The sequence below is a fragment of the Alcanivorax sp. HI0044 genome (assembly GCF_001634945.1).
In genome coordinates this window covers 1-1,660 of record NZ_LWEZ01001908.1, presented here as the reverse complement: position 1 = coordinate 1,660, position 1,660 = coordinate 1, and the positions used below count along the sequence as shown (strand labels likewise).

The following is a 1,660-nucleotide window of genomic DNA, read 5'->3' as shown; positions in this document are numbered from 1 at the left end:
TAGGTGCCGTTGGCCGTTTCGCAGATGGGGATCAGGTAGCGAGGCAGGCCCTGATCCCAGGCGTTGGCGGCCATTTCCGGGAGGAAGTTATGAGCGTAGTCGTCCATCACAGTGGCTGGCTCCAGGCTGCCACAGACGATGTCGCTGGCGTTAAGCAGAAACTCCTTGTAGTCCCCCGGCAGTGAAATCAGCAGCTGCTCTTCAATTTCCACCAACCGGTCTTCGTCTGGCAGTTCCAGGGCCACCAGACCGCCGTCATGGCGTTCGCGCAGCATGTCTATCACGTCATCCATAAATTCATCTTTGAGGGTTGCGATGGGAATGCATATTCAGCCCCGGCGGAACGGGAACAGGAACTGTTTGACCACCCCTTCCGGCACCTGGGTGCTGGCACGCGTACCGTACTCGGCGGCCAGGCGATCCGGCATGATCAGGGTGCCGAACAGTTTATCGTAGATGGGCAGGAAGGCGGCGTAGTTTTTATCCACGGCTTCGTCTTCCGAGGAATGGTGCCAGTGGTGAAATTCCGGGGTGGCGATCAGCCAGCGCACGCCGGGAAAACGGAAACGGACATTGGCGTGGATGAAGATGGCGTGGAACGACACGAACACCAGATAGGCATACACCGCCGAGGGGGAGAAGCCGAGGATAAAGATGGGCAGATAGCCAATAAAACGGTTGGCGATGATTTCCACCACATGCAGCCGTGATGAGGCCAGCCAGTCCATCTGGGTAGTGGAATGGTGCACGGCGTGGAATTTCCATAGCCAGGGCACTTCGTGGAAGGCCCGGTGAATCCAGTAGCTGCCCAGATCGATCACAATCAGAATTTCAATAAACTGCAGCCACAGGGGTTGGCTGGCGATGGCCTGCTGGAAGCCGATGTCCACCTTGTCGTGCAGCAACACCTGAATAGGGATAATGGTGAAAAAGCTGATCAGCTGCAGGGCCACGTGGCTGAACAGGAAGTACTTCATGTCCGTCACCCAGCCACCGCGCAGGGTCTTCTGTTCCCGGTTCTTCGGGTAGGCGCGCTCCAGCGGGATAAAGACCAGCCCCAGCACCAGCAGTGTGAGGATGAAATAATCCAGGCCCGCATAGAGGCTGCGGCCATCCACTGGCGGCACATCCAGGCGCCCGGAACCGATAAGCGCAGCCATGCAGGCCAGCACCATGCCGATAATGCCGTAACGCCGTTCCTGGTGACGAAACACGCTGAAAAACCCGCAGGTAAACCCGATACCAATGCCAATAAACAGCAGCAGCCGCAAGATCTCGGCATTATAAAACGCCCTGAATTCCGGCGTGGTAAACAGTTCCGGATAAAGAAAACAGAAACTTCCCAGCAGCGCCAAACAACCCAGCCCGATGGAGATCGTCGCCGTGATCTTGCCCTGACCCGGCGTCAGATCCACCTCTTCGTAGCGTTCGCGCAGAAATTCCGACATTACCCCTCCCGTCCTTGCTCTTTCTTGTCCTGTGGTGGCCCTGCGGCCAGCCTTTCTTTGCCAGACCATGCTGCAGCGGCCTGGCGCCAAGTACCAGTACACGCCCGTAACAAGCTGCTACACTGCGCGTTCAATTAGATAGACGCTGCACGCAGCACGTGACAAACCACGCTTTTCCGGCCTCTATTCTCCTCGCCTAAAGGCCCAGGCGC

Annotated in this window: 2 protein-coding genes; both read right to left on the bottom strand. The window is 57.5% G+C overall.

Annotation, left to right across the window (positions count from 1 at the left end; translation table 11 throughout):
• On the bottom strand, nt 1–293 hold a 293-nt coding region (locus A3730_RS28460; RefSeq protein ID WP_063539413.1), incomplete at its 3' end, for an SMI1/KNR4 family protein.
• Between the two features lie 36 nt (nt 294–329).
• Nucleotides 330–1,448 carry a sterol desaturase family protein gene (locus tag A3730_RS28455; RefSeq protein WP_063518916.1) on the bottom strand — a complete coding sequence of 373 codons (1,119 nt, stop codon included), beginning with the start codon at nt 1,446–1,448 and terminating at the stop codon, nt 330–332.
• Between the last annotated feature and the right edge of the window lie 212 nt (nt 1,449–1,660).

What these genes read in the sequence shown, in the direction of transcription:
- A3730_RS28455 (WP_063518916.1), bottom strand. Translation starts at nt 1,448, where the DNA reads ATGTCGGAATTTCTGCGCGAACGCTACGAAGAGGTGGATCTGACGCCG.